Consider the following 25668-nt stretch of genomic DNA (forward strand, 5'->3'; position numbering starts at 1 on the left):
CCTTGACGTCTGACGCCTTATGCCGCGCCCATGCCGGCTTGTCCAGTTGCATATCCCATGTGTGCCGGCGAATGTGCCGATTCAATGACACTTGTTCTTACTGGAGGTCAAGCCGCAGGATCAGCGCGGGCATTCCTGAACCCGGATCGCCGCAATTTTCGGTCCTGCCGATTTCACGAAAACCCTTCTTCTCGTAAAACGCGATGGCGTTGACATTGCTTTCCTCGACTTCAAGCATGATCTGCCGGACCTCGGGAAAGCAATCCTTGATCTCCGCAAGCAGAAGACCTCCGGCCCCCTGCCCCTGGAATTCAGGCAGAACATAAAGCTGGTGCAGGAGAATCAGTTTGCCATCTTCCGTCGATGCAAATGCAACGGCACATATCTTCTCGCCATTGTCGGCCACAACAAACTCGCTGTGCGGCTGGGTCAGCCTCTGACGCAAAACGTTTATCGCATGCCAGTCATCGGTAATCTCGGTGACCCTCTGCGCGCCGTAGATACTGTCATAGGTATCATGCCAGGTGGCGACGAGAAGCGCGCGAATCTCGTCCAGATCCCGCTCGCTTGCCGTCCTTACCCACATGATCCGGTTTCCCTACTCGACACCCAGCTTCTTGCGCACAAGTGCATTGACCGCCTGGGGATTTGCTTTGCCCTGTGTGGCCTTCATGACCTGTCCGACGAACCAGCCGGCCATGGAGGGCTTGTCCTTGACCTGCGCGGCCTTGTCGGCGTTGGCGGCGATAACCTCGTCGACCGCGGCCTCGATGGCTCCCGTGTCGGTTACCTGCTTCATGCCGCGATCCTCGACGATGGCATTGGGATCGCCACCCTCGTTCCAGACGATCTCGAACAGGTCCTTGGCGATCTTTCCGGAAATCGTGCCTTCCTTGATCAAATCAATGACCGCACCGAGTTGTGCCGGTGAAACCGGTGTCTCGTCGATCTGTTTGCCGGCCTTGTTTAATGCGCCGAGCAGGTCGTTGATCACCCAGTTTGCCGCAGCTTTGCCGTCCCGGCCGTCCGCGACGTCCTCGAAATAGTCGGCAATGGACTTTTCAGAAACCAAGATCGACGCGTCATAGGCGGAAAGGCCCATATCGGCCATGAGCCTTGCCTTCTTGTCATCCGGCAATTCCGGCAGGTCGGCGGCGAGGCTTTTGACAAAGGCATCGTCAAATTCCAGCGGCAGCAGGTCGGGATCGGGGAAGTAACGGTAGTCATGCGCATCTTCCTTCGAGCGCATGGAGCGGGTCTCACCCTTAACCGGATCGAACAGCCGGGTCTCCTGATCGATCTGGCCGCCATCCTCAAGGATAGCGATCTGCCGGCGGGCCTCCGACTCGATCGCCTGACCGACGAAACGGATCGAGTTGACGTTCTTGATCTCGCAACGTGTTCCGAAGTCTTCCCCTTCGCGCCGCACCGAGACATTGACGTCTGCACGCATGGACCCCTCATCCATATTACCGTCGCAGGTTCCGAGGTAGCGCAGGATCGTACGCAACTTGGTTACATAGGCCTTGGCTTCCTCCGATGAGCGCAAATCCGGCTTCGACACGATTTCCATAAGCGCCACGCCCGAACGATTGAGATCGACATAGCTCATGGTCGGATGCTGGTCGTGCATCGACTTGCCGGCATCCTGTTCGAGATGCAGGCGTTCAATGCCAATCTCGATATCCTCGAAATTTCCCTTCTTGTCCGGCCCGACCGAGATAATGATCTCGCCTTCGCCGACAATCGGGTCCTTGTATTGGGATATCTGATAGCCCTGCGGCAGATCAGGATAAAAGTAATTCTTCCGGTCGAAGATCGAACGGTGGTTGATCTTGGCTTTCAGCCCCAACCCGGTTCGAACAGCCTGCCTGACGCATTCTTCATTGATGACCGGCAGCATTCCGGGCATGGCCGCATCGACCAGCGAGACGTTGTCATTCGGAGCCTTTCCGAATTCCGTGGACGCGCCGGAAAACAGTTTGGAGTTGGAAAGAACCTGCGCGTGGACCTCCAGGCCAATGATTACCTCCCAGTCGCCGGTGGCACCCGGGATGAAGCGTTTGGGATCCGGCGTACGCGTGTCGATAATCGTCATGTCAGGTTTTCTTGTGGCTTGAGTTATGCGGAAATCGGGGTCGGCGAAGGGTTAAACCAACCAACTCGAGTGTTCAAGCGTTTCCGCCTGGCCGGCTCTTTCCAGGGTCCTCATCGCCATAAATGGAAATCGCCAGAAAGTTTGACATAAATCAAACGGCCTGTCTTTTCCGACGCGTAAAATCTGCGCAACTGGCAAAGAAATATGAGGGAAAACAATGAAATTTCAGAATTTTATATCCCGCATCGATCGACACGCCGATTTGTTCAACAAAATGACAGAAAAGCTCGGTGTGCGCGAAGACCTTGCTGACATGAACAATGTCGGACCAGTGAGCCGCAGAGCCGCGTTGCGTTGCCTGAGTTGCGCGAACGCTGACGATTGCGAGAACTGGCTGGACAAGAGAACAGAACCGGAGGAAGCCCCGTCCTACTGCCGCAACCGCGGACTGTTCGCAAGACTTAAGGCAGCACATCCGCTGCACCAAGAATAGAAACAGGCCCGACTGCAAGTCTGCAGCGGGCCGGTTTCTCCACAGCTCCCTATGGGAGAGTATCCCTCAACTTGCCCCGGCGCTTTTGCGTTCGGGGCCTTTTTTTGCTGACACACAGCTTTCCACAATCGATCCGACGGGTAAAGCCCTTTAAGGTTGCGTTAGACAAAGACCTAAATCCAGACCGCTTCATTGAGGAAAACACCCGTATCGGCTTGCCAAGCCACAGGGCCATCGTAAGATACCGTTTTTGAGACTCACGGCAGACGGCCAAATCCGGCCGGCCGACATCTCAAAACTCTTTCGGAGTCGGGGACTTGGAAAAAGCCACAGGTACAGGACTGATCAGACACCTTCCGGTCCTGCTGGCGGCATTCCTACTATCAGGCTGCGGCCTCGATACCGCGCCGATCCTCAACCCCAAGGGCCCCATCGCGCAAGCGGAGCGCGATCTTCTCTTCACCGCGATCTATGTGATGATGATCGTCGTGATCCCCGTGTTCATCCTCGCCTTCCTTTTCGTGTGGCGCTACAGGGCATCGGGCGGCAAGGGAAAGTACACACCGGATTGGTCCTATTCGGCCAAGATCGACGCCCTTATCTGGCTGGTTCCGGCCCTCATTGTCGCAACGCTCGGCTATCTTCTGTGGACAACGACGCACAAGCTCGACCCCTACAAGCAACTTGCCTCATCCGAACAGGCCATTGAAGTGCATGCCATTGCCCAGGATTGGAAATGGCTGTTTCTTTATCCCGAATACGGCATCGCCAGTGTCAACGAACTGGCATTTCCAAGTGAACGCCCGCTGGCGCTGAAGATCACATCGGACACGGTCATGAACTCATTTATGATTCCGGCGCTCGGCGGGCAGATCTATGCAATGGCGGGCATGACAACGAGGCTGCATCTGATTGCCGACGAGCCGGGACAATTTACCGGACGCAATACAATGTATAGCGGCAACGGCTTTGCAGATCAGCATTTCCAGACCTTTGCGATGACCAATGAGGATTTCGACACATGGGTTCAAAAGGTGCGTTCCGGCGGAACGTCCCTTGATGCAGCCGCCTATGCGGTGCTGGCGGAGCCGAGCGTTGCTCACAGTGTCGAGTATTATGCGCAGTACAAAGCTGATCTCTTTGAAACCATCCTGGCGAAATACGCGTCGCGGCCGGCGCACACGTCCCAGATGGCCGATCAGTAGAGGGAGGACAGCATGCTTGGACGACTGACGATCGATGCCCTTCCGTTCTATAGCTGGGTCGCGATGGCGGGTGCCGGCGTGACCGTTCTTGGCGGGCTGATCGTCGTCGGCCTGCTGACCTATTTCAAAGCCTGGCGCTATTTCTGGACCGAGTGGGTGACGAGCGTCGATCACAAGAAGATCGGCATCATGTATATCGTTCTCGCTCTCGTGATGCTGCTGCGCGGGTTTATCGACGCCATCATGATGCGGGCGCAACAGGCCTTTGCACTGAACTCCGAGGGCTATCTGCCACCGGATCACTTTGAACAGATATTCAGTTCTCACGGCACGATCATGGTCTTTTTCATGGCCATGCCGTTCCTGACCGGGCTTTTCAACATTGTTGCCCCACAGCAGATCGGTGCGCGCGACGTTGCTTTTCCATTCTTGAACTCTGTCAGTTTCTGGCTGACGGCTGCCGGCGCCGGGCTGGTTCTGATTTCACTGGTTATTGGCAAATTCTCAGAGGCGGGCTGGACCGGATATCCCCCTTTCTCCGGCATCGAATACAGCCCGGGTGTGGGTGTCGACTACTGGATCTGGGCATTGGCTGTCAGCGGGGTCGGCAGCACGCTGACCGGCATCAACTTCGTCGTGACGATCCTGAAAAAGCGTGCGCCCGGCATGACGCTGATGCGCATGCCGATGTTCTCCTGGACGACGCTGGTGGTCAGCCTGTTGATGGCCTTTGCATTCCCTGCGCTGACCGTCGTCGCGATTCAGCTTGGCCTCGACCGCTATCTCGAGTTCCATTTCTTCACCAATGGCGACGGCGGAAACATGATGAACTTCGCCAACCTGCTTTGGATCTGGGGACACCCGGAGGTCTATATCCTCATCCTGCCGGCTTTCGGCGTCTATTCTGAAGTCGTCGCGACCTTCTCCGGCAAGCGTCTCTTCGGCTACGATTCGCTGGTCTATGCAACCGGCTGCATCGGCATCCTGTCGTTCACCGTCTGGCTGCACCACTTCTTCACGATGGGTTCGAGCGCCAATGTGAACGCGTTTTTCGGCATTGCAACCATGGTGATTGCCGTACCGACCGGTGTGAAAGTGTTCGATTGGCTGTTCACCATGTATCGCGGCCGGATTGTCTTTCACCCGTCCATGTACTGGACCATCGGCTTCATCGTGACCTTTGTCATCGGCGGCGTCAGCGGCGTCCTTCTGGCCCTGCCGCCTGCGGACTACCTGATGCATAACTCGACCTTCCTGGTCGCACATTTCCACAATATGCTGATCCCCGGCGCCCTGTTCGGCTATTTCGCCGGAATGAATTACTGGTTCCCCAAGGCTTTCGGCTTCAAACTCAACGAGACCTGGGGCATTCGCGCCTTCTGGTTCTGGATCATCGGCTTTTATCTGGCCTTCATGCCGCTCTACGTGCTCGGTTTCATGGGAATGGTCCGGCGGATGGAGCATTACAACGTGCCGGAGTGGCAGCCCTATCTGCAGGTCGCCGCCATCGGCGCGGTCCTGATCCTGATCGGCATCGGCTGCATCATCATGCAGCTCATCGTCAGCGTACGCGACAGGGCCCAGAATATGGATGTGACGGGCGATCCGTGGAACGGACGTACACTGGAATGGGCCACCGCCTCACCTCCGGCTCCGTACAATTTTGCCGTACTTCCCCAGGTCAAGGATCTTGACGCCTTCGCCGACATGAAACGGCGCGGCGTGGTCGCAGCGAAGCCCACGCAATACGAGGACATTCACATGCCCAAGAGCACGGGCGCCGGCGTTATCCTCGGAGGATTAGGCTTCCTTCTGGGCTTTGCTATGATCTGGCATATTTACTGGCTGGCCGCTCTCTGCCTTGTCGCAGTGCTTGCGGTTCTGATCATCCGCTGCAGCAATGACGATGACGAATATACAATCACCGCTGCAGAGGTGGAGGCGTTTGAACGCACACGAGTTTACTCCACGCTGACCATCCCCTCAGATGCCGAAGTTGCCGGCGGCACAGCCGGTAAACAACCGCAACCGGGAAATATCTGACATGACGATTGCGGACACGCCCACCACGGATCACGGAACCCTTGAGCTAGGCGGCGGCAAAGCATTCGAGGAACGTGAATTCGGCTTCTGGCTCTACCTGATGACGGATGCGATCATCTTCGCACTGATGTTTGCAACCTATGTGGTCATGAGCGGCAATATTGCGGCCGGCCCCGATGCCAAATCACTTTTCGACCTGCAGCATACGGCAGGCGAAACCTTCCTGCTGCTGCTTTCAAGCATCACATTCGGCTTCGCGACACTTTCTTCGCTTGAGAATCAGAACAACCGTGTCATTTTCTGGTTGGTGGTCACGGCATGTCTTGGCGCGGGCTTTGTTGCCATGGAAGTCAGCGAGTTCGTCGGCATGATCAATGCGGGCGCAGGCCCCGGCACAAGCGGTTTCCTGTCGGCCTTCTTCACGCTGGTCGGCACGCATGGACTGCATGTGACAGCCGGCATCGTCGGAATTCTCGTGATGGTCGGCCAGATTGCAGTCAAGGGGCTCACCAATCCCGTGCGTTCCAGGCTCTACCGGCTCGGCCTCTTTTGGCATTTCCTCGACATTGTCTGGATCGGGATCTTCTCGGTCGTCTATCTGCCGGGGATCCTGTCATGAGTCAGCGCGAAGTCACACATACCTACCGGTCTTATCTCACCGGTTTCATCCTCGCCCTGATCCTGACGGCGATCCCGTTTGCACTGGTGTGGACGGGCGCAATGGCGGTTGGAACGACGCTGGTTATCATTGCGATTGCGGCAGTCGTGCAAATGCTTGTGCATATGTACTTTTTCCTGCACCTCAATCTTCGGACCACGCCGCGTGAGAACCTGCTGGCGCTCGCCTTTGCCGCTGTCTTGATCTTCATAATGGTCGGTGGCTCGCTTTGGATCATGTTCGATCTGCACCACAGGATGATGGGTTGAGACGGCGCTAGGCACCAGTCGGCGAGTGTTTCCACCGTCGCGCATCAAACTGCTGGAAATGAACCGCAAAAAAACAATGCCGCCCCTTGTAAGGCACAGGGTGATTTGGTACATGCGGCGCGCCGGTAACGGCTTCTACCACGTGCGGTCGTGGCGGAATTGGTAGACGCGCAGCGTTGAGGTCGCTGTGGGGCAACCCGTGGAAGTTCGAGTCTTCTCGACCGCACCATTTTTCCAGGTTATCAAAACTGAACGATGGCTCTCGGCCGTATTTTACGCTGTCGACTTGCGCGATGGTCAAGGCTGCGCCACATAGTGCGCTGGTGGTTACCGGAGCACCTTGCTCATGCAAAGAAGCGACCTTGAAGCACAATTCCTTCCCACCGGCGGTTCACCGCCGGTCGAATGGCGCCTTGTGCCGGGGCTGACGGATTACGAAGACGCCGTGCGGTGCATGGAAGCCCGGGCCAAGGCCATTCGCGACGGCGACGCGAACGAGCTGGTGTGGCTGGTTGAACATCCGCCGCTCTATACAGCGGGCACCAGCGCGCGGGAGAGCGATCTGCTGGCACCCAACCGCTTCCCTGTCTATCAAACCGGACGTGGCGGTGAATACACTTATCACGGCCCCGGCCAGCGCGTGGCATATGTCATGCTCGATCTCAAACGGCGACACTGCGATGTCCGCGCCTTTGTCGCAGCGCTGGAAGCCTGGATCATCGACACGCTGGCGGGCATGAATGTCAAAGGCGAGCGGCGTGAGGACCGTGTCGGCGTCTGGGTGACCCGGCCGGAGCGCCCTGCCCTTCCCGACGGCGCACCGGCCGAGGACAAAGTTGCCGCAATTGGTATCAGGTTGCGCCGGTGGGTCAGTTTCCACGGCATATCCATCAATGTGGAACCGGATCTTGAGCATTTTTCCGGCATTGTACCCTGCGGCGTCACCGGTCACGGGGTTACCAGCCTGGTGGATCTTGGCCTTCCGGTGACGATGGAAGACACAGACGTGGTTTTGCGCCAGTCCTTTGAAGAAGTCTTTGGGCCAACGGTTGTTTCCAGGGACTGAAACAAACCCGTTTCAATCCAGCCACCTGATATCTAGAAGTGTTTGCCGGCTTCAAACGGGCCAATGCGCGTCGACGCTGCAACAAGATACGCGGTTGACCAGCCGATCAGCACGAAACCGCTCAGTCCCTCCATACCAGCAAGCATACGCCATTCCACATTGATCAGGGAGTCGCCATAGCCGAGGGTCGAGAAGGTTATTGCGGAAAAGTAGATGCCATCCGAAATGCTTTTGACTGCGCCGGTGACGCGATAGATTCCTGCCCAGATCCATATTTCGATTGTGTGGAGCGCAAGAAGCCCATGAACCAGAATCACCATTGATATGATCTTGCTGCGAAATTCATGGAGCGGGTTCCGCCCGGCAAACCGGTTCATCACATTCGCCACGCCGATCAGGCCAAACGTGTGAACAATGACCGTCAGCGATACGACGAATGAACCGAGCAACAATTCTTTGAGCATGAAGTCTCACTCCGAATGCCAGTTTTCTGCAGTTACAACCAAGCGCATGCCCGGCGCGAACTGCTTGCGAATGTGATTGGTCCGCTGCGCCGTGTCAAAGCGATTGGCAACCAAGGGTGTCAAACAAACCACCTTGCAACGGCAATCGGCATATAAATGACGGAAACGGAAAAGCCGCACCCCCTCGCCATTGCTTAACATATATAGCGACTTATAAGTCGTTGCAGCGCAATACCGATTGCAAGCAAAACACCGACATGCAGGAGAAACCCATGATGGCCGCAGCCGACCTAATTGTCGCGCCTCCCGATTACGATACACTTGGCGGCCGCATCTCCCGCGCCCGGGACGCTCTGGACCTTACGTCGTCTCAATTGGCCCGCAGGCTGGGTGTCAAGACCGAAACCGTGCAGGCATGGGAGACAGACCGGTCCGAGCCTCGCGCAAACCGTGTCACGATGCTGGCCGGCGTTCTTGGCGTCTCACCCACCTGGCTCCTGAACGGCATTGGCGAATCGCCGGCGGTTCATGTGGTCAATTCGGAACTGAAAGTTCTGAGTGAGCAATTGTCCAAGCTTAAACGAGCCCATGCGGCGATGGGGCTGATGATCGATTCGATTGCGGCTGAGACAGAACGAGTTTCAAGACAGATCGAGAAATAGATCCTGCGACTGACGTGCGGTTTTTATCAAACTGGCATGTTGATCGCCGGCCTTTGCTCTGACAGTGTGCGGTTCGATACAGGTTCAGGGACCGGCAGGAGGAAGAAGATGGACGTTCGCGCTGCATTGGCTGTAGAGGCCGGCAAACCGCTGGAGATAGCCACCGTACAGCTTGAGGGGCCGCAAGAGGGCGAGGTTCTCGTTGAAATCATGGCAACCGGCATCTGCCACACGGATGAGTTTACGCTTTCGGGCGCTGATCCGGAGGGCATTTTCCCGGCCATTCTCGGTCATGAAGGTGCGGGTATCGTTCGCGAAGTGGGGCCGGGTGTCAAATCGGTCAAACCCGGCGACCATGTCATTCCGCTCTACACGCCCGAATGCCGCGAGTGCGAATATTGCCTCAATCCGAAAACCAATCTGTGCCAGGCCATACGCACCACCCAGGGTCAGGGTCTCATGCCGGACGGGACAAGCCGGTTCTCTTTGAACGGCGAGAAGATTTTTCACTATATGGGAACGTCGACCTTCGCCAATTTTACGGTCCTGCCTGAAATCGCGTTGGCGAAAATCAACCCGGACGCCCCCTTCGACAAGGTTTGCTATATCGGTTGCGGCGTCACAACCGGGATTGGCGCCGTCATCAACACGGCGAAAGCGGAACCTGGATGTCGGGCCGTCGTTTTTGGTCTCGGCGGAATCGGCCTCAACGTTATCCAGGGTTTGCGGCTGATCGGCGCGGAGATGATCGTCGGCGTCGACCTCAACAACGACAAGAAGGAATGGGGCGAGCGGTTCGGGATGACGCATTTCGTCAATCCGAGCGAGGTTGAAGGCGATCTGGTGCCCTATCTCGTCGATCTGACCAAGGGCGGCGCCGATTACTCGTTTGAATGTATTGGCAATGTGAAAGTGATGCGCGATGCACTCGAATGCTGCCACAAGGGCTGGGGCGAATCCATCATCATCGGCGTGGCCGGGTCGGGTCAGGAGATCTCCACACGGCCCTTCCAGCTGGTCACCGGACGCTCCTGGCGGGGCACCGCTTTCGGAGGCGCGCGGGGCCGGACCGATGTTCCCAAGATCGTCGACTGGTATATGCAGGGAAAGGTCGAGATCGACCCGATGATCACCCACACGCTCAGCCTCGATGAGATCAACAAGGGTTTCGATCTGATGCATGCGGGCGAATCCATCCGCTCGGTCGTGGTCTACTGATCGAAGAATGAGCGAAATCGCGACGATCTTCGTCGATGCGGATGCCTGCCCCGTCAAGGCCGAAACGCTCAAAGTCGCCGAACGTCACGGCATGATGGTTACGCTGGTCGCCAATAGCGGCCTGCGCCCGTCCCGAGATCCGATGGTGAAAAACGTGATTGTATCGGCTGGGTTTGACGCGGCGGACGATTGGATCGTCGAGCACGCCGGCGCGAACGATATTATCGTGACGGCAGATATTCTCCTTGCCGGACGCTGCGTTGAAAAGGGCTGTGTTGCGGTCGCTCCCAATGGGCGACTGTTTGACAGTCAATCCATCGGCATGGCGACGGCGAACCGCAATCTCAACCAGTATCTTCGCGAAGCCGGCGAGATCGACGGGCGCAATGCCCCGTTCACACAACGGGACCGCTCGCAGTTCCTGCAGGTGCTTGATCAACTGGCCAGGCGAAGCCCCGGGGCAAAGACATCATGAAGATGTACGGCGCAGAGGTTTCGTACTTCTCCGGGAAGCTGCGATCCTACCTGGACTGGAAGGGTCTGGACTATGAGGAGGTCCCGGCGACACGAGATGTCTATGTTCACAAGATCCTGCCCAATATCGGATGGCTGGTCATTCCGGTCGTTGAACTTTCAGACGGAACATTCCTCCAGGACACAACGGAGATAATCCGGCGGTTCGAGGCCGCCCATCCATCGCCGCCGGCCATTCCCGGTGGTCCCAGACGCACACTCGCCTCGCTTCTTCTGGAACTTTATGCGGACGAATGGCTTGTCCTTGCGGCTATGCATTATCGGTGGAACTACAATCGGGATTTTGCGATCTCCGAGTTTGGGGCACTGTCTGCACCTGCAATGCCTGCGGGGGAGCAACTCGCAATCGGTGAACGTATTGCAAAGCCATTCGCGGAGGCTCTACCGGCGCTGGGTATCAGCGAGGCAACGATCCCGGCCATTGAACAGAGCTATCTCGGCCTGCTTCGCGAGTTGGAGCGCCATTTCAGCGTCCATGATTATGTTCTCGGCGCGGCACCCACGCTTGGCGATTTCGCCCTTTTCGGCCCGCTATATGCACACCTTTACCGCGATCCGGCATCCGGTGAACTGATGCGCCAAAGGGCGCCGGCCGTTGTGCGATGGGTTGAACGTGTGCGCAGTGCAAAGGACCGCGGTACCCATATCAGCAGCGATGAAGATGCCCTGCCAGCAACGATCTTGCCGGTCCTGCGCCGTGCCTGCAGCGAGCATTTGCCGGTCCTTCTCGACACAGTCCGCGAGATTGAGAAACACGCCGCAACACACAGGGAGCGCGAGCTGCCGCGGGCAATCGGTTTTCACGCCTTCACACTGGCCGAAGCCACCGGACGGCGGGCGGTTTTCCCATATACGCAATGGATGCTTCAGAACCTTTGCGATCGGCTGCAGAGCTATTCCGGCGATGATGAGCAGAGCGCCCTGACATTTTTGTCGGAAATCGGCGGTGGCGATCTGAGCTCGTTGCGTATTAAGTCCCGGGTCCGGCGGGAGAATTTTCAACTCATTCTCGATCGGTAACTTGCAGCAGAGGAACGACTGTTCATGGAAATCGTCAGCAAAGCCAAATCTTTCGGCGGCACACAGGGCGTCTACAGGCATGCATCGCAATGCTGCGGTTGCGACATGACGTTTGCCGTCTTTATCCCGCCCCAGGCAAAGAAAATGCCCTGCCCGGTGCTTTGGTACCTCTCCGGCCTCACCTGCACCCACGCGAATGTGATGGAAAAGGGGGAATATCGCCGCCTCGCCGCAGAGCTTGGGCTGATCATCGTTTGTCCGGATACAAGCCCGCGCGGTGATGACGTCGCCGATGTGGAGGACAACTGGCAGATCGGCAAGGGCGCCGGCTTTTATGTGGATGCGACCGAGGCACCCTGGGCGAAAAACTACCGGATGTACTCCTATGTTGTAGAGGAACTGCCGCGCATCATCGCCGATGAGTTTCCGGCCGATATGGGCAGACAAGGCGTGTTCGGCCACTCCATGGGCGGTCATGGCGCGTTGACCATGGCCCTGAAAAACCCCGATCGCTTCAAGAGTTGCTCGGCCTTTGCGCCGATCGTTCATCCGGCGACGGCGGACTGGTCAATGAATGCCTTTCGCGCCTATCTGGGTGACGACGAGGCTGTCTGGCGCCAACACGATGCCTGTTTTCTGATCGAGGACGGTGCATCCTTTCCCGAGTTCCTTGTCGATCAGGGCGGTGCCGACGGCTTTCTAGATAGCGGCCTGCGGCCATGGCTTCTGGAAGCTGCCTGCAAGGATACAGGCAGCAAGCTGACCTTGCGGATGCAGGAGGGCTATGACCACTCCTACTATTTCATTTCCACGTTCATGGACGACCATTTGCGCTGGCATGCTGAGCGACTCTCGGTTTAGACCGGGTCGAGATCGCCCTTGTCCCAGCGGGCCTGGGTTTCCGCCATGAATGCATGAAAACGACCCGCCTCGATGGCGTCGCGCGCACCCTGCATGAGCTGCTGATAATAAGCCAGATTGTTCCAGGTCAGCAGCATGCCGCCGAGGGCTTCATTCGAACGAACCAGATGGTGGAGGTAAGCGCGCGAATAGTCCCGTGCTGCCGGACAGGCGGACTGTTCATCCAGCGGCCGCGGATCCTCTGCATGGCGCGCATTGCGCAGGTTGATCTTGCCAAGGCGCGTATAGGCAAGGCCGTGACGCCCTGCCCTGGTTGGCATGACGCAGTCGAACATGTCGATGCCGCGTGCAACCGACTTCAAAATATCGTCCGGTGTGCCGACACCCATGAGATAGCGTGGCTTTTGCTGCGGCAACAACGGCGCGGTAATGTCGAGCATATCAAGCATGACATCCTGCGGCTCGCCAACGGCCAGACCACCTATGGCGTATCCCTTCAGGTCCATCGCGCTTAAGGCTTCGGCTGAACGCTCGCGTAGGGCCTTGACGTCGCCGCCCTGAACGATGCCGAACATCGCCTTTCCCGGCTGGTCGCCAAAGGCCGCCTTACATCGCTCAGCCCAGCGCAGGGACATTTCCATGGCCCGTTCTATCTCGTCGGCATCGGCGGGCAAACGTACGCACTCGTCCAGCTGCATCTGGATGTCGGAGCCGAGCAGGCCTTGTATCTCGATCGAACGCTCCGGCGACATGTCGTGGCGGGAACCGTCAACATGGGACTGGAAAGTCACGCCCTTTTCGGTGATTTTGCGCAGACCTGCCAGAGACATGACCTGGAACCCGCCGGAATCGGTAAGGATCGGGTGTTGCCAGCGGCAAAATTCATGAAGGCCGCCAAGGCGCGCCACTCTTTCCGCGCCAGGGCGCAACATCAGGTGGTAAGTGTTGCCGAGGATCACATCGGCTCCGAGCTCGCGCACCTGATCCATATACATGGCCTTGACCGTGCCGCCTGTTCCAACCGGCATGAAAGCAGGTGTGCGGATCTCGCCGCGTGGCATGGTAATGGACCCGCGACGCGCGCCGCCATCGGTTGAAAGAAGCGAAAACTGAAACGTTTCCGTGGTCATGATTCCCGCTCCGCTCTTATCAGGAGGCTGGCATCGCCATAGGAATAGAACCGGTAGCCGGTCTCGATAGCATGACGATAGGCCGCCTGCATTCTGTCGTATCCCGAAAAAGCGCAAACCAGCATGAAAAGGGTCGATCGCGGCAAGTGAAAATTTGTCATCAGCATATCGACGAAGCGGAACCGGTAACCCGGCGTGATGAAGATATCCGTCGGGCCGTGCCAGGCATGAAGTTGTCCGTCTTCATCCGCCGCGCTTTCAAGCAGGCGCATCGAGGTGGTGCCAACAGAGACGATACGGTTTCCCCGCGCCTTTACCGCATTGAGGGCATCGGCAACAGAGCTCGGTATTTCACCGACTTCGGCATGCATGACATGGTCGTCCGTGTCATCGGCCTTGACGGGCAGGAACGTGCCGGCGCCGACGTGCAGGGTCAAAAAGTGCTTCTCAATGCCCGCCTTTTCCAGCCTGTCAAAAAGTTCACCGGTAAAATGAAGACCGGCTGTTGGTGCCGCGACGGCCCCATCCTGGCGCGCATAGACGGTCTGGTAGTCGGTCCGGTCTTGCTCATCGTCTGGACGTTTGGAGGCGATGTAAGGCGGCAGCGGCACATGACCGATCGCATAGATGGCCTCATCAAGGGCAGCTCCTGAAAGATCAAATCTGAGTTCGACCTCGCCTGCCTCTCCCTTGCTCTCCACGGCTCCTTCAACGAAGCCGGCCTGACAGGCATTTCCAAAACCGAAACGGAACCGGTCGCCAGCGACAATCCTCTTTGCCGGTTTTACAAACGCCTTCCAGCGATCTGCTCCTGTGCGCATGTGCAAGGTTGCGGAAAAGTGTGAGACAGCCTCTCCGTCTTGCGTCTTACGCAATCTCTGTCCATCGAGTTGCGCCGGAATCACCCGTGTGTCGTTGAGCACCAGCGCATCGCCCGGCCGCAATACTTCGGTGAGATCGCTGACGGACCGGTCGCTCAGACCAGATTGCGGATCGACAATCAGCATTTTGGCACTGTCGCGCGGAGCCGCGGGGCGCAAGGCAATCGCGCTGTCGGGTAGTTCAAAGTCGAACAGATCTACGCGCATGGAAACCGCTGGAACTCAAAAAATGAACGCCCGCTTCCAATGAAACGGGCGTCTGTCTTTTATAGGTGAATGGTTCAGATGTCAGCAGCAACGCGCATGCTGGAAATGCTGTCGGGATCATTGACGGGCTCTCCGCGCTTGATCTGATCGATGACATCCATTCCTTCGACCACCTGACCCCAGACACTGTATTGCTTGTTCAGCCAAGGTGCCTCGTCAAAACAGATGAAGAACTGGGAATTGGCAGAATTCGGGCTTTGTGAGCGGGCCATGGAACAGGTTCCGCGCACGTGGTTCATATTGGAGAATTCAGCCTGCAGATCGGGTTTTTCCGAGCCGCCCATGCCGGTGCCGGTCGGATCGCCGGTCTGGGCCATGAAGCCGTCAATAACCCGGTGAAACACGACGCCGTCGTAGAAGTTTTCCCGCGACAGTTCCTTGATACGGTTGACATGGTTCGGCGCAAGATCCGGCAGGAGTTCGATAACGACCTTGCCCTTGCTGGTTTCCATGACGATGGTGTTTTCCGGATCCTTGTAGTCGGCCATCTTAATCTCCTTGTTTTGTTATTCGCCGACCCGCACCTTGATCATGCGGTCCGGATTTTGAACGGCCCCATTGGCCGCGGCGTCGCCACGCTTGATATTGTTTACATGTTCCATGCCGTGAACAACACGGCCAAACACCGTGTATTGGCCGTCCAGCGAGCCGGCGCGCTCGAACATGATGAAGAACTGGGAATTTGCTGAATCAGGATTGCTCGAGCGTGCCATGCCAACAATGCCGGGTTCGAATGGAACGCCGGAAAACTCCTGCTTGAGGTCCGGTTGGCTTGACCCGCCGGTTCCGACCAGGCGCGCATTGAAGCCGCCTTCCATGTCACCGTATTCAACGTCGCCGGTCTGCGCCATGAACCCTTCGATCACGCGATGAAAGGCAACATTGTCGTATTCACCCGAATTGGCGAGCTCACGAATGCGGGCGACATGCTCCGGCGCAACATCCGGCAGCAATTCGATGACAACATCACCATCCTTGAGGGTGATCGTCATCTTGTTTTGCGGATCCATATCCGCCCATGCATACGATAAGCTCGAAAACGCAAGCACAACCGCAACGGCAAAGGATTTGATGAACTTCATGATTACTCCAGGGGTTTTTCAGGAATAGCTGGGGCGGCCCGCGCAGATCAGCTCTGTCTGTTTTTAAGTGCGTTCAGGACCGGGGGCGGCACAAATGCACTGATATCTCCGCCCATGGCAGCGATCTGACGCACCAATGTGGCGGTAATAGGCCGGTTCAACGGGCTTGCGGGAAGAAACACCGTCTGGATTTCCGGCGCCATCTCGCGGTTCATCCCGGCCATCTGCATTTCATAATCAAGATCAGAGCCGTCCCGGAGACCTCGCATCAAGAGGCTTGCACCGGCTTGCCGTGCGGCGTCGACGGCCAGTTTGTCGAACGAAACGACGGAAACGCGCTTTTCATCGCCGGGCGTAACATCCGCAATGGACTGGCGTATCAGGTCTGCCCGTTCCTCAAAGCTGAACATCGGTTTTTTGGAAACCTGAATCCCGATCCCGACAACAACAGTTTCGGCAACGTTGAGCGCCTGGATCAAAACATCCAGATGACCGTTGGTGATGGGATCAAAGGATCCCGGATAAAACGCGATCGTCATGGGCTACCCGGATCAAATCGGTCCGTAGCGGACCAGTTTCCTGCTTTTGTCATTTCCGCGCCTGCCACGCAAGCAAAACGAACGCGGCAGCCATCCGCAGTAGGCACTTCCAACCGGATTCGGCACATGAACGAAGGCTGAACGGGCGCTTCAGACAGGCTTCAGCGTGAATTCGTTAACGTGATCAGGACAATTCGAGAGGAAACGCAAATGCTTATTTTAGCTTTCATCGCTACGTTATTTATCACGATCAGTTTTGCCGCTGCGGCCCTTCTGGCTTCCGAGCGCGATGAGCGCCAGACCGTCAGAAACCGCATCCGCAAGTGACCAGGATGAGGAAAAGAGCGTCGACGCCGAATTCACGAAGACGTGTGCATAAAGAGACCGAAGATCACAAGGCGCTTGATGCACATTGAATGCGGGAGAATGGAACCCCATATCTTCAACAAGGGCGTTGGAAAAACACCCTTCGTCATTCGGCTAATGACACCGAGGAGACAAAAAAATGGTTACAGCGCTGACAATACTGGCGGTACTTATAGCCTCAATGTTCCTTGCGACCATGGGCGCGGCAATGCATGCCATGCATCGCGAACAGGTCGAAGCAACTGAAAAAGCACGTCGCCGAATTAAGGGATAGTCTTACAGTTTTCTTATTTACCCTAGGGACTCTCAATGACCTCCAATCAAGTCCCCAACTAATCCGGATGGCCCCAACCATCCGGATTTTTTTATTCCGTTGCCTCAGCGCCTTCGGCGCTTTCGTCACCCTCGCCGCCGTTTTCATCCTCTTCGTCTTCCGGTTCGTTGATACGTTCGACCGAAACCACTTTTTCCTGTTTTGACGTTGAGAATATAGTCACACCCTTGGTTGCCCGGCTGGCGATGCGAATTCCATCGACCGGCACCCGGATCAGTTGCCCGCCATCGGAAACCAGCATGATCTGGTCGTCATGTTCGACCGGGAATGTTGCCACCAACTGGCCGATCTCGTCGACCTTGCTGGTATCGGTTGCACGGATCCCCTTTCCGCCGCGACCGGAAATCCGGAAATCATAGGAAGATGAGCGTTTTCCAAAACCCTTCTCACTGACAGTCAACACGAACTGCTCACGTTCCTGCAGTTCTTTTGCCCTTTCGTCCGTCAGTTCCTCTTCGCCATCGGCCGAGGTGTCCTCACCAACAAGTTCGACATCATCGGCCCGGCTGCGCTTGATATAAGCCGCCCGCTCGGCCGGCGTTGCCTCCACATGTTGCAAAATGGCCATCGAAATCACATGATCGCCGTCTGCAAGCGAAATTCCGCGCACTCCGATCGAATTGCGCCCGGCAAAGACACGCACATCGGTCACCGGGAAACGGATGCATTGTCCGAGCGCTGTGGTCAGCAAGACATCATCATTTTCGTCGCAGGTCTCGACATTGAGAATCTCATCCTTCTCATCGTCGAGTTTCATGGCGATCTTGCCGTTGCGGTTCACCTGTACGAAATCGGAAAGCTTGTTGCGCCGAACCGTACCGCGTGTCGTCGAGAACATGACGTCGAGCTGACTCCAGCTTTCCTCGTCCTCCGGCAGCGGCATGATTGAAGTGATGCGCTCACCCTGTTGCAGTGGCAGCATGTTGATGAGCGCCTTGCCGCGTGCCTGAGGCGACCCGATCGGTAGCCGCCAGACTTTCTCCTTGTAAACGATGCCACGCGAGGAGAAGAACAGAACCGGGGTATGCGTGTTAGCCACAAAAAGACGGTTGACGAAATCCTCGTCGCGCGTCGACATGCCGGAGCGACCCTTACCGCCGCGCCGTTGCGCGCGGTAGGTCGCGAGCGGCACCCGTTTGATGTAGCCGGAATGCGATACCGTAACGACCATGTCTTCACGGGCGATGAGGTCTTCATCGTCCATGTCGGCACCGCCTTCAGTGATCTCCGTTCGCCGTGGTGTCGCGAATTCGTCGCGGACATCTTTCAGTTCCTGCTTGACGATCTCCAGAATGCGAATGCGTGAGCCAAGGATTTCAAGATAGTCCTTGATCTCGGTGCCGATCTCGTTGAGTTCATCCGCAATTTCATCCCGGCCAAGCGCTGTTAGGCGCGCAAGCCGCAATTCCAGAATGGCACGCGCCTGCTCTTCCGAAAGGTTATAGGTCCCGTCTTCATTGATGCGATGGCGTGGATCGTCAATCAGGACGATAAGCGGCTCGACATCCTTTGCCGGCCAGCGGCGCTCCATCAACTGGCTCCGTGCCGTACCGGGATCCGGCGCGTTGCGGATCAGGCTGATAATCTCATCGATATTCGCAACAGCGATCGCCAGACCGACCAGGACATGCGCCCGGTCACGCGCCTTGTTCAGCAGAAATTTCGTGCGCCGGCTGATGACCTCTTCGCGGAAGGTGACAAACGCCTTCAGCATGTCCATTAAGGTCATCTGCTCAGGTTTGCCGCCGTTCAATGCGACCATGTTGCAGCCGAACGATGTCTGCAGCGGCGTAAACCGGTAAAGCTGGTTCAAGACCACGTCGGCGACGGCGTCGCGCTTCAGCTCGATGACAACGCGGTATCCGTCGCGGTCGGATTCGTCACGAATATCAGAAATGCCCTCGATGCGTTTCTCTCGCACCAGTTCGGCCATTTTCTCGATCATCGACGCCTTGTTCACCTGATACGGAATCTCGGTGATAATCAGGGCCTCGCGGTCGCCCCTGATCTGTTCGACATCGACCTTTCCACGCATCATGACCGAGCCGCGGCCCGTGTCATAGGCGGAGCGAATGCCTGAACGGCCCAGGATCAGACCTCCGGTCGGAAAATCGGGTCCCGGTATGATTTCCTGCAGTTCGGCGAGTTCAATCGAGGGATTGTCGATCAAAGCAAAACAGCCGTCGATCACCTCGCCAAGATTGTGCGGTGGAATATTCGTTGCCATTCCGACGGCGATACCGCCGGCGCCGTTGACGAGCAGGTTCGGGAATCGTGCTGGAACAACGCGCGGCTCCTTGGCCGAGGCATCATAGTTTTCCTGGAAATCGACCGTGTCCTTGTCGATATCTTCCAGCAGCTCATGCGCAACCTTTGCCAGGCGCGATTCCGTATAACGCATCGCAGCCGGAGGGTCGCCATCGATCGAACCAAAATTGCCCTGACCGTCGATCAGCGGCACACGCATGGAGAAATCCTGAGCCATGCGCACCATGGCATCATAGATCGCCTGGTCGCCATGGGGGTGGTACTTACCCATGACGTCACCGATGATGCGGGACGATTTCACATATTTGCGGTTCCAGTGAAATCCGCCCTCATGCATGGCGTACAGGATACGCCGGTGAACGGGCTTGAGACCATCGCGTACATCAGGCAGCGCACGGCTGACGATCACGCTCATGGCATAATCGAGATAGGAGCGCTGCATCTCCTCCATGATGGAGATGGGTTCAATACCTGATGGATCGGAGGGAGGCGTCAGGGAGTTATCGTGTTCCGACAAAAATAAAGTCCGTCATAAGATGCAGAATCAGTTGTGCCTTTTATAGACGATCAGCCCCTTAAAAGCCAACTTGAAGACCATCAAATATCGGCGATATTTTCCAATGTTTTCAGACGGTTATTTCAATATTTTTCGGCGAGCTCATATTCGTCCGGCACGATTCGGCGATAAACGGCATTTTCACTGTCTATTACCCGGTTCAGGCGAACGAGCCCAACTGATCTTCCGAACGCAACAGAAGCGGAATCCGGTGGGCAAAATGCGGCTCTATCCAGCGTTTCCGGGTGCTTTTTCAACGCCACAACCGGCTTATTTCAACTCCAGAACGAGTTCCTTGCCTCCCAGTCCATGAACGTTGTCATGGCCTCGAATGGTTACGGTTGTCACACCCTCGGGAATTGAGACACCCGGCAGAGAACGTGTGAACGGCTGCTCATTTTCGTGCGGGTGCGCCAGAACGCGCTCGCCGTAAACCGTACCGTCCGGACCAACCACATCCCAGCGGTCGGCATAGTGATCCCACCCTTCATCATCGTGCAGAAGCGTGACCGAGAAGCGCCACTTGCCGTCGGACTGACGTTCCGCTTCAGTCGCAACAACGTCGACCTCACCCGCAACGGCCGGCGATATCATAACGGCAAGGCAAAGAGCACTGACCAGGCGAAGGAGTTGGTGTTTATATTGCGCTGGTTTCATGGACTGTAATCTCCCTTTTTAAATCCCATCGCACAAGGAGTGGATTGAGGGAAATCACATGCACGCGAGGATCGAATGACACCCCGTGTTGGTCAGAACGGGATTTCGTCGTCCATGTCTCTTGAAAAACCGCCTTCCTGCGCGGGCGCCGGCTGACCGTAATCCTGCTGCGTATCGCCAAAACCACCGCCGCCTCCGCCGCCACCGGGGCTATCAGAACGGCCATCCAGCATCGTCAGAGCGGAATTGAACCCCTGGAGCACCACTTCCGTGGAATAGCGGTCCTGTCCGCTCTGGTCCTGCCATTTGCGCGTCTGAAGTTGACCTTCCACGTAAATCTTCGAGCCTTTTCGCAGATACTGTTCCGCAATCTTGCAAAGGCCCTCGTTGAAGATCACCACACGGTGCCACTCTGTGCGTTCACGCCGTTCGCCGGAATTGCGATCACGCCAGCTCTCCGAGGTCGCAACACGCAGATTGGCAATAGGCCGCCCATCCTGTGTGCGGCGGATTTCCGGATCTGCACCGAGATTGCCCACCAAAATAACCTTGTTGACGCTGCCTGCCATATCCAAACCTCATAAGTGTGGAAAAGGGTCTCTTGCCGTGGACCCTGCCCTTCGATTTCCGGCGACCATAGACCATCGCACAGCCCCATGGGTGTCAGGATAAAACTATCCACAGGAGCTTTTTTGTTCACATTATGTTCTAGTTCGACTATTGTGCCTTGTCAAATGATTCAGCTTGGGTCATGAACTTGAGGCAATGTGGCGTGTGTATCTCGACTTTGGGTATCCGGCTCCTAGATTCACTTCCGCATTCAATCCACGGATTTGTGTCATCACGCGCGGCGCGCAGAAGATCAGCCTGATTGCGGACGGAGACCATGAGCGAACTTAAGACCATTTCGATCCGCGGCGCGCGCGAGCATAATCTAAAGAGCGTCGATCTTGACCTTCCGCGCAATACGCTGATCGTTATGACCGGTCTTTCGGGGTCCGGTAAATCGTCCCTTGCCTTCGATACGATCTATGCGGAAGGCCAGCGGCGTTATGTCGAAAGCCTCTCGGCCTATGCGCGCCAGTTTCTGGAAATGATGCAGAAGCCGGATGTCGACCAGATCGACGGTCTGTCTCCGGCCATTTCCATCGAACAGAAGACAACGTCGCGCAATCCACGCTCGACCGTGGGCACCGTTACGGAAATCTATGACTATCTGCGCCTGCTCTTTGCACGGGTTGGCGTGCCCTATTCGCCGGCCACGGGCCTGCCGATCGAAAGCCAGACAGTCAGCCAGATGGTTGACCGCGTCATGGGGCTGGATGAGGGTACGCGTCTTTATATACTCGCGCCGCTGGTGCGGGGCCGTAAGGGCGAATACCGCAAGGAACTCGCAGAGCTGATGAAAAAGGGCTTCCAGCGGGTCAAGGTGGACGGTGTCTACTATGAGATCGCGGATGTGCCGGCGCTCGACAAAAAGTACAAACACGATATCGATGTGGTTGTCGACCGTGTCGTTGTGCGCGAGGATCTTGCCACACGCCTTGCAGACAGTCTGGAAACCTGTTTGACGTTGTCTGAGGGGCTCGCCGTAGCCGAACTTGCCGACAAGCCCCTGCCCGAAGAGGCGACCTCCGGCGGCAGCGCAAACAAATCAAAGAACGAGACCCATGAGCGGCTGGTCTTTTCGGAGAAATTCGCCTGTCCCGTCTCGGGTTTTACCATTCCCGAGATCGAGCCGAGACTGTTTTCCTTCAACAACCCGTTCGGCGCCTGCCCGACCTGTGACGGTCTTGGAACCCAACAGAAGATTGATCCGGCGCTGATCATCCCCGAACCCGGCCGGACGCTGCGCGACGGCGCGGTGGCGCCCTGGGCCAAATCAAGCTCGCCCTATTACGGACAGACGCTGGAGGCGCTTGGCCGCCATTTCGGTTTCAAGCTCGGTGACCGGTGGAACGAACTGCCCGAGGCAGCACAGGAGGCCATCCTTCGCGGAACGAAAGACAAGATCGATTTTCATTACGACGACGGTTTGCGCTCTTATAAAACCTCCAAAAATTTCGAGGGCATCATTCCCAATCTAGAGAGGCGCTGGAAGGAGACCGATTCATCCTGGGCGCGCGAGGAAATCGAGCGGTACATGGCCGCCGCCGCCTGCCCCAGTTGCAAAGGGTATCGGCTGAAGCCCGAAGCCATGGCTGTCAAAATCGACGGGTTGCATGTCGGCAAGGTCACTGAGATGTCCATTCGCGACGCCGGCGCCTGGTTTGAAGACCTGCCCGCCAGGCTGACCGACAAGCAGAACGAGATTGCCGGACGTATTTTCAAGGAAATCAGGGACCGGTTGAAATTCCTCAACGATGTCGGACTGGACTATCTGACGCTCTCGCGCAATTCGGGAACGCTGTCCGGTGGTGAGAGCCAGCGCATCCGCCTCGCCTCGCAGATCGGCTCGGGATTGACCGGTGTTCTCTACGTGCTGGACGAACCTTCGATCGGACTGCACCAGCGGGATAACGCGCGCCTGCTTGGAACGCTGAAACATCTAAGGGACATCGGCAATACGGTGATCGTTGTCGAACATGACGAGGACGCCATTCTGACGGCCGATCATGTTGTCGATATCGGACCGGCCGCCGGCATTCATGGCGGCGAAATCGTTGCTCAAGGCACGCCGCAGGAGATCATGGCATCTTCGAGTTCGCTGACCGGGCAATATCTTTGCGGTGCACAGGAAGTGGCCGTTCCGGCAGAACGGAGAAAGATCGACAAAAAACGGCAGATCACCGTCGTTGGCGCCAGCGCGAACAATCTCAAGAATATCAGCGCCAGCATTCCTCTTGGCGTGTTCACGGCCGTCACGGGCGTTTCCGGCGGAGGCAAGTCCACCTTCCTGATCGAGACCCTCTACAAGGCGGCAGCGCGACGCGTGATGGGCGCACGCGATAATCCGGCAGCCCATGAACGTATCGATGGGCTTCAGCATATCGACAAGGTAATCGACATCGATCAATCGCCGATCGGCAGGACGCCGCGATCAAACCCGGCGACCTATACCGGGGCTTTCACGCCGATCCGCGACTGGTTCTCAGGACTGCCCGAGGCCAAGGCACGCGGCTATCAACCCGGGCGCTTCTCATTCAACGTCAAGGGCGGGCGATGCGAAGCCTGTCAGGGCGACGGCGTCATCAAGATCGAGATGCACTTCCTACCGGACGTCTACGTCACCTGCGATGTATGTCACGGCAGACGATATAATCGCGAAACCCTTGAGGTGACATTCAAGGGAAAATCCATCGCCGATGTCCTGGAAATGACCGTCGAGGAAGGATGCGAGTTTTTCTCGGCCGTACCTGCGGTTCGGGATAAGCTGACAACGCTGCGCCGCGTCGGTCTTGGCTATATCAAGATCGGCCAGCAGGCGACCACACTCTCCGGCGGCGAGGCACAACGCGTCAAATTGGCAAAGGAACTGTCCAAGCGCTCAACCGGACGAACGCTCTATATTCTGGACGAGCCGACAACCGGCCTGCATTTCCATGATGTGGCGAAACTGCTCGATGTGCTGCATGAGATCGTCAACCAGGGCAATTCCGTGGTGGTGATCGAGCACAATCTCGAAGTTATCAAAACGGCCGACTATATCATCGACCTCGGCCCCGAAGGCGGAGATGGTGGCGGCGAAATCGTTGCCACCGGCACACCGGAGGACGTTGTGGAGGAGACGCGATCGTATACCGGGCACTTCCTGAAGGAACTGCTTGAAAGACGTCCCTCAACAAAGAACGTCGAAGCGGCTGAATAGGACAAACCTGGAGAACCGCAATGACTGAATCCGGCATGATCAGAGCGGGCATCGGCGGATGGACCTTCGCACCCTGGCGCGGAACGTTTTATCCTGATGATCTGCGACAGAAGGATGAACTGAACTATGCAAGCCGTCAGCTTGAAACGATCGAGATAAACGGCACCTATTACGGCTCTCAGAAGCCCGCAACCTTTGCCAAGTGGGCGGCGGATGTACCGGATGGGTTTGTTTTTTCCGTCAAGGGAAACCGGTTTGTCACGAACCGGAAGGTGCTCTCTGAAGGCGCGGAATCGTTGGAACGGTTCCTCGGTTCGGGCGTCACGGAACTCGGCGACCATCTGGGTCCGTTCTTGTGGCAGTTTGCACCGACCAAGAAGTTTGACCCGGACGACTTTGGAGCATTTCTGGAGATGCTGCCGTCCTCCCGTGACGGAATCGCGCTAAAGCATGCGGTCGAGGTGCGGCACGAGAGTTTCGGTACGCCCGAATTCATTGCACTTGCCGCGCGTCACGGGATCGCAATCGTCTATGCTGATCATCATAAATATCCGGAAATAGCCGATGTGACGGCGCCCTTCGTCTATGCCCGCCTTCAGAAGGGACAGGACGATATCCCGACGGCTTATACGGCGCAAGACCTGGACCAATGGGCACGGCGTGCGAGCCTGTGGGCACAGGGGCTTGTCCCGGATGACCTGCCTTACGCCGATGCAAATCGTCCGGTTGAACAGCAGTCCCGCGACGTTTATGTCTACTTCATTCACGAAGGCAAAGTCCGTGCGCCCCAGGCGGCCATGGCCATGCAGGAGCGGTGCGGTACGGCGCTCTAATCCTCATCCGGTCGATGATGGATTGCCAGCCAGACTGTCGGCGGTCTCTGCCGGGTCCAGGTCACCCTGTGGCGGCAATGGGCAGGTAGAAATATCCAATCCCCTTCACCGAGTTCCCGTTCGTCGCCTTCACCTTCTATTTGCAGCCTTGCCGAACCTTCGATGACGGCGACCCACTCGTCGTCGTCCTGGTCGTACCATTCGCCCTCCGGGGTCATCTGTCCTGTCGAGATGATGCGCTCGATGCGCAGGTTCGAGCGCGCATGGAGGACATCAAAAACTTCCTCCCTGAGGATCTCGGCGGGAAGTCCGGCAGTCAGATTGCCGACGACAGGCTTGCCTGTTTGCTGAACCAC

General features: G+C 57.0%; 26 protein-coding genes and 1 tRNA gene. 15 read left to right on the forward strand and 12 right to left on the reverse strand.

Translation table 11 applies throughout. The features are described from left to right. Positions 1-97: 97 nt before the first annotated feature. Positions 98-586 carry a GNAT family N-acetyltransferase gene (locus OQ273_RS08990; protein ID WP_267990107.1) on the reverse strand — a complete coding sequence of 163 codons (489 nt, stop codon included), beginning with the start codon at positions 584-586 and terminating at the stop codon, positions 98-100. Positions 587-598: 12 nt separating this feature from the next. Next, complete coding sequence (gene gatB / locus OQ273_RS08995) at positions 599-2098, reverse strand: Asp-tRNA(Asn)/Glu-tRNA(Gln) amidotransferase subunit GatB (RefSeq protein ID WP_267990108.1); 1500 nt, start codon at positions 2096-2098, stop codon at positions 599-601. A gap of 217 nt (positions 2099-2315) precedes the next feature. Here gatB and OQ273_RS09000 point away from each other — a divergent pair, with 217 nt between their 5' ends. From OQ273_RS09000 to lipB, 7 genes are all read left to right on the forward strand, one after another. Then, positions 2316-2591 (forward strand): DUF6455 family protein, encoded by a 276-nt coding sequence (locus OQ273_RS09000; RefSeq protein ID WP_267990109.1) that lies wholly within the window; start codon positions 2316-2318, stop codon positions 2589-2591. 317 nt (positions 2592-2908) lie between these two features. After that, positions 2909-3796, forward strand: a complete 888-nt coding sequence (cyoA, locus tag OQ273_RS09005) for a ubiquinol oxidase subunit II (RefSeq protein ID WP_267990110.1) — start codon at positions 2909-2911, stop codon at positions 3794-3796. Positions 3797-3808: 12 nt separating this feature from the next. Then, positions 3809-5839: a cytochrome o ubiquinol oxidase subunit I gene (gene cyoB, locus OQ273_RS09010; RefSeq protein WP_267990111.1), complete on the forward strand. Its 2031-nt coding sequence runs from the start codon at positions 3809-3811 to the stop codon at positions 5837-5839. Between the two features lies 1 nt (position 5840). Continuing rightward, entirely contained in the window at positions 5841-6458 is a 618-nt protein-coding gene (gene cyoC, locus OQ273_RS09015) for a cytochrome o ubiquinol oxidase subunit III (protein WP_267990112.1), read from the forward strand. Continuing rightward, positions 6455-6766: a cytochrome o ubiquinol oxidase subunit IV gene (gene cyoD / locus OQ273_RS09020; RefSeq protein ID WP_267990113.1), complete on the forward strand. Its 312-nt coding sequence runs from the start codon at positions 6455-6457 to the stop codon at positions 6764-6766. The genes cyoC and cyoD overlap by 4 nt, the downstream gene beginning before the upstream one ends. Before the next feature lie 144 nt (positions 6767-6910). After that, a tRNA-Leu gene (locus OQ273_RS09025) sits at positions 6911-6995 on the forward strand. Between the two features lie 117 nt (positions 6996-7112). Further along, on the forward strand, positions 7113-7832 hold the full coding sequence (lipB, locus tag OQ273_RS09030; RefSeq protein ID WP_267990114.1) for a lipoyl(octanoyl) transferase LipB: 720 nt from the start codon (positions 7113-7115) through the stop codon (positions 7830-7832). A 32-nt stretch (positions 7833-7864) separates the two neighbouring features. Here lipB and OQ273_RS09035 read toward each other — a convergent pair whose 3' ends face one another. Continuing rightward, positions 7865-8296 (reverse strand): potassium channel family protein, encoded by a 432-nt coding sequence (locus tag OQ273_RS09035; protein WP_267990115.1) that lies wholly within the window; start codon positions 8294-8296, stop codon positions 7865-7867. Positions 8297-8568: 272 nt separating this feature from the next. Here OQ273_RS09035 and OQ273_RS09040 point away from each other — a divergent pair, with 272 nt between their 5' ends. The 5 genes from OQ273_RS09040 (at position 8569) to fghA (ending at position 12591) form a co-directional block, all read left to right on the forward strand. Further along, positions 8569-8958 (forward strand): helix-turn-helix domain-containing protein, encoded by a 390-nt coding sequence (locus OQ273_RS09040; protein ID WP_267990116.1) that lies wholly within the window; start codon positions 8569-8571, stop codon positions 8956-8958. Positions 8959-9066: 108 nt separating this feature from the next. Further along, entirely contained in the window at positions 9067-10176 is a 1110-nt protein-coding gene (locus OQ273_RS09045; RefSeq protein WP_267990117.1) for an S-(hydroxymethyl)glutathione dehydrogenase/class III alcohol dehydrogenase, read from the forward strand. Positions 10177-10183: 7 nt separating this feature from the next. Then, positions 10184-10651, forward strand: a complete 468-nt coding sequence (locus OQ273_RS09050) for a YaiI/YqxD family protein (protein WP_267990118.1) — start codon at positions 10184-10186, stop codon at positions 10649-10651. After that, positions 10648-11730: a glutathione S-transferase family protein gene (locus OQ273_RS09055; protein ID WP_267990119.1), complete on the forward strand. Its 1083-nt coding sequence runs from the start codon at positions 10648-10650 to the stop codon at positions 11728-11730. The genes OQ273_RS09050 and OQ273_RS09055 overlap by 4 nt, the downstream gene beginning before the upstream one ends. Positions 11731-11754: 24 nt before the next feature. Continuing rightward, entirely contained in the window at positions 11755-12591 is an 837-nt protein-coding gene (gene fghA, locus OQ273_RS09060) for an S-formylglutathione hydrolase (protein ID WP_267990120.1), read from the forward strand. Here the strand turns inward: fghA and tgt are convergent. The 5 genes from tgt to coaD all read right to left on the reverse strand — a co-directional run bounded on the left by tgt (position 12588) and on the right by coaD (position 16490). Continuing rightward, positions 12588-13721 (reverse strand): tRNA guanosine(34) transglycosylase Tgt, encoded by a 1134-nt coding sequence (tgt, locus tag OQ273_RS09065; protein ID WP_267990121.1) that lies wholly within the window; start codon positions 13719-13721, stop codon positions 12588-12590. The two genes, fghA and tgt, sit on opposite strands and share 4 nt — an antisense overlap. Next, positions 13718-14809, reverse strand: coding sequence for a tRNA preQ1(34) S-adenosylmethionine ribosyltransferase-isomerase QueA (gene queA / locus OQ273_RS09070; RefSeq protein WP_267990122.1), 1092 nt, complete (start codon positions 14807-14809; stop codon positions 13718-13720). The genes tgt and queA overlap by 4 nt, the downstream gene beginning before the upstream one ends. Before the next feature lie 74 nt (positions 14810-14883). Further along, positions 14884-15357: a peptidylprolyl isomerase gene (locus OQ273_RS09075; protein WP_267990123.1), complete on the reverse strand. Its 474-nt coding sequence runs from the start codon at positions 15355-15357 to the stop codon at positions 14884-14886. Between the two features lie 18 nt (positions 15358-15375). Next, positions 15376-15879, reverse strand: coding sequence for a peptidylprolyl isomerase (locus OQ273_RS09080; protein WP_425493411.1), 504 nt, complete (start codon positions 15877-15879; stop codon positions 15376-15378). 119 nt (positions 15880-15998) lie between these two features. Further along, complete coding sequence (gene coaD / locus OQ273_RS09085) at positions 15999-16490, reverse strand: pantetheine-phosphate adenylyltransferase (RefSeq protein WP_267990125.1); 492 nt, start codon at positions 16488-16490, stop codon at positions 15999-16001. Between the two features lie 505 nt (positions 16491-16995). Here coaD and OQ273_RS09090 point away from each other — a divergent pair. Beyond that, positions 16996-17130, forward strand: coding sequence for a hypothetical protein (locus tag OQ273_RS09090; RefSeq protein WP_267990126.1), 135 nt, complete (start codon positions 16996-16998; stop codon positions 17128-17130). A 91-nt stretch (positions 17131-17221) separates the two neighbouring features. Here OQ273_RS09090 and gyrA read toward each other — a convergent pair whose 3' ends face one another. The 3 genes from gyrA to OQ273_RS09105 all read right to left on the reverse strand — a co-directional run bounded on the left by gyrA (position 17222) and on the right by OQ273_RS09105 (position 21240). Continuing rightward, positions 17222-19954, reverse strand: a complete 2733-nt coding sequence (gene gyrA, locus OQ273_RS09095) for a DNA gyrase subunit A (protein ID WP_267993065.1) — start codon at positions 19952-19954, stop codon at positions 17222-17224. A 330-nt stretch (positions 19955-20284) separates the two neighbouring features. Beyond that, positions 20285-20671, reverse strand: a complete 387-nt coding sequence (locus OQ273_RS09100; RefSeq protein ID WP_267990127.1) for a hypothetical protein — start codon at positions 20669-20671, stop codon at positions 20285-20287. A 92-nt stretch (positions 20672-20763) separates the two neighbouring features. Then, positions 20764-21240 (reverse strand): single-stranded DNA-binding protein, encoded by a 477-nt coding sequence (locus OQ273_RS09105; protein ID WP_267990128.1) that lies wholly within the window; start codon positions 21238-21240, stop codon positions 20764-20766. A gap of 317 nt (positions 21241-21557) precedes the next feature. Between OQ273_RS09105 and uvrA the strand changes: the two genes are divergently transcribed. Together uvrA and OQ273_RS09115 are read left to right on the forward strand one after the other, a co-directional pair. Continuing rightward, positions 21558-24479 carry an excinuclease ABC subunit UvrA gene (gene uvrA / locus OQ273_RS09110; protein WP_267990129.1) on the forward strand — a complete coding sequence of 974 codons (2922 nt, stop codon included), beginning with the start codon at positions 21558-21560 and terminating at the stop codon, positions 24477-24479. A gap of 20 nt (positions 24480-24499) precedes the next feature. After that, complete coding sequence (locus tag OQ273_RS09115; protein WP_267990130.1) at positions 24500-25312, forward strand: DUF72 domain-containing protein; 813 nt, start codon at positions 24500-24502, stop codon at positions 25310-25312. Here the strand turns inward: OQ273_RS09115 and OQ273_RS09120 are convergent. Next, positions 25309-25668 carry a cupin domain-containing protein gene (locus tag OQ273_RS09120; protein ID WP_267990131.1) on the reverse strand — a complete coding sequence of 120 codons (360 nt, stop codon included), beginning with the start codon at positions 25666-25668 and terminating at the stop codon, positions 25309-25311. The two genes, OQ273_RS09115 and OQ273_RS09120, sit on opposite strands and share 4 nt — an antisense overlap.

Source organism: Hoeflea prorocentri (genome assembly GCF_027944115.1).
GTDB lineage: Bacteria > Pseudomonadota > Alphaproteobacteria > Rhizobiales > Rhizobiaceae > Hoeflea_A > Hoeflea_A prorocentri.